This window comes from Streptococcus sp. HMSC061D10 (assembly GCF_001808865.1).
Taxonomy (GTDB): domain Bacteria; phylum Bacillota; class Bacilli; order Lactobacillales; family Streptococcaceae; genus Streptococcus.
Genome location: NZ_KV795013.1, coordinates 17,151 through 19,753 on the forward strand (window position 1 = coordinate 17,151; position 2,603 = coordinate 19,753).

3 protein-coding genes are annotated in these 2,603 nt (G+C 39.6%); 1 reads left to right on the plus strand and 2 read right to left on the minus strand.

Going from position 1 to position 2,603, the window contains the following annotated elements; translation table 11 throughout:
* Window positions 1–434 precede the first annotated feature (434 nt).
* A complete protein-coding gene (locus HMPREF2728_RS05450; protein ID WP_000048146.1) occupies window positions 435–1,199 on the plus strand; it encodes a (S)-acetoin forming diacetyl reductase in 765 nt (254 codons plus the stop codon).
* A gap of 101 nt (window positions 1,200–1,300) precedes the next feature.
* On the opposite strand, the gene HMPREF2728_RS05455 is transcribed toward HMPREF2728_RS05450, so the two are convergent.
* Window positions 1,301–1,750 (minus strand): DUF6568 family protein, encoded by a 450-nt coding sequence (locus HMPREF2728_RS05455; RefSeq protein WP_065427776.1) that lies wholly within the window; start codon window positions 1,748–1,750, stop codon window positions 1,301–1,303.
* 279 nt (window positions 1,751–2,029) lie between these two features.
* A partial coding sequence (locus tag HMPREF2728_RS05460) for a M3 family metallopeptidase (protein WP_148130275.1) occupies window positions 2,030–2,603 on the minus strand: 574 nt, incomplete at its 5' end.

Here is a 2,603-nt window from a genome sequence, read left to right on the forward strand (position 1 = left end):
TTCGACATAGTAGGTCGACATGTGGGCATTAAAATAGCTTTGGTGATTGTCAGAAAAGATGAATTGATCAGAATGCACGATTTCATGAATCAAGGTATAAACATCGCTCAAACGACCTGTCCAGCTCATGAGGTCATATGGATGTATACGGTAGGGATCATCTGTTTCCCCCAATCATACACATCTATTATACAACATTCTTTTCTAGCTATCTTCATTATAAGAAATAAACATGTTAGTCTCAGATCGTTTTTTCACTCTTAGAGGGTTAATTTTTTCCAAAAGCTAAGTATTTGTTTGACACAAATTTCACAAAGGTGTATACTGAAACGTGATAGGACTTCTTTTAGAAACCTATCACGACTCACTTATAAACCTTTTGCTGTTCTTTTATGAACGTTTGAATGGTATCACGGATACCGAGGAGGAATCATATGTCTAAAGTAGCTATCGTTACAGGTGCAGGTCAAGGGATCGGTTTTGCAATCGCAAAACGCTTGGTTCAAGATGGTTTTAAGGTTGGAGTTTTAGACTACAACGCTGAAACAGCTGAGAAAGCAGTTGCTGAATTGTCAGCAGATAAAGCTTTTGCTGTTGTAGCTGATGTATCTAAACAAGCAGAAGTTGCTGCAGCTTTCCAAAAAGTTGTCGATCATTTCGGAGACTTGAACGTTGTGGTAAACAATGCTGGTGTCGCTCCTACTACACCTCTGGATACAATTACAGAGGAACAATTCGCTCGCACATTTGCTATTAACGTCGGTGGGGTGATTTGGGGAGCACAAGCTGCTCAAGCTCAGTTCAAAGCACTTGGTCACGGTGGTAAAATCATCAATGCTACTTCTCAAGCAGGTGTTGTCGGAAATCCAAACTTGACTGTTTACGGCGGTACAAAATTCGCTGTTCGTGGTATTACTCAAACATTGGCGCGTGATTTAGCAGAGTCAGGTATCACTGTCAACGCCTATGCTCCAGGTATCGTAAAAACACCAATGATGTATGATATCGCTCATGAAGTTGGAAAAAATGCAGGAAAAGATGACGAGTGGGGTATGCAAACATTCGCAAAAGATATTACATTGAAACGCCTATCTGAACCAGAAGATGTAGCTGCAGCAGTTAGCTTCCTTGCTGGACCAGATTCAAACTACATTACAGGTCAAACCATTATCGTTGATGGTGGTATGCAATTCCATTAAGATTAAAAAAAGTGAGGTTGGAAAAAATCCAACCTCTTTTATCATCTCTACGATTCCAATTTTCGGAGTCGTTTTTTGTCATTTAAAACAATCTTTCTGTCCTATTCATGCTTCAGAAATGAAAGGATTTCTTCAAGACTAGCGGAACTTCCTTGCTCTAAATAGCGTGATTTACTACCATTTTGATAGACTGAAAGATTCGGAACGGTTTGGATATCCATTTCTTTTGCAAAGGCTGTAATCTCATCCTTTTCATCAGAAGCACTATCCAAATAATAGACTGTCTGGTGACTTTTTTGAATCGCTAGAGCCAAATTGGGCACAAACTTTTGACAATAGGGACAGGATTCTCTTCCAATGTAGACGACAAACTCGTCGCCATTTGCAAGTTTGGAGCGCATTTCTTTCATATTGATTGCTTTGGTATACTGAACAGCTTCCTGATAAGTTTTTGGAAGAACAGGCTGACTGAATTTCCAAATCATAAACAAAATCGGCATAGCAATTCCAATGATAAGCAAGCTAAGTTTTTTATTGACACGCACTAGCATCTCTGTCCTTTTCTAAGTATTTTCCCTAGTCTAATCGCCCACGACAAGATATAAAATCCAACCGATAGATCTATAATATCGCACATTCTGAAGACAAAGTCTTTAGTAAACTTTATTAAATAAATGTCATTCTAAAATCTCAACAATATAATTCTATTGTTGCACTTTTTTAATTTTATACTCTTCGAAAATCAAATTCAAACCGCGTCAACGTCGCCTTTCCGTACTCAAGTACAGCCTGCGGCTAGTTTCCTAGTTTGCTCTTTGATTTTCAGAGTATTACTCTCCCAACTGGGCACTATAGGCAATAATTTGGTCAACTGTGTCAGACAAGAATTGAATGGTATCACGGAGTGGTTTATCTGTTGAGATATCGGCTCCAATAATCATTGCTGACTCAAGTGGTGTTTTGCTACCTCCTGATTTGAGGAGATTGAGCCAGTCTTCAGCTCCAGTTTCTGAGTTTTTCAAATGGAGATAGCCAGCTGTCGAGATTACAAGACCGGCAGAGTAAGTGTAACTATACAAGCCCATGTAATAGTGAGCTTGGCGCATCCAAGTCAAAGCCGCATCATCATCAATCTCAATAGCATCTCCCCAGAAATCTGTCAAAACTTCCTTCATAATGCTGTTGAGCTTGCTTGCTCCAAAGGTTTCCCCTTCTTCAATTAGTGTATAAACCTTACGCTGAAAAGCTGCTTCCAAGAGGTGGGTGATGAAATTATGGAAGTAGGTATCTGTCAAGCGGTGAGCAAGAGCGAAGCGTTTTTGACGAGGATCATCAGACTGATGCTCCAAATAATCACTGAGAAGCAATTCATTAAAGGTTGACGGTGCTTCGACATAGTAGGTC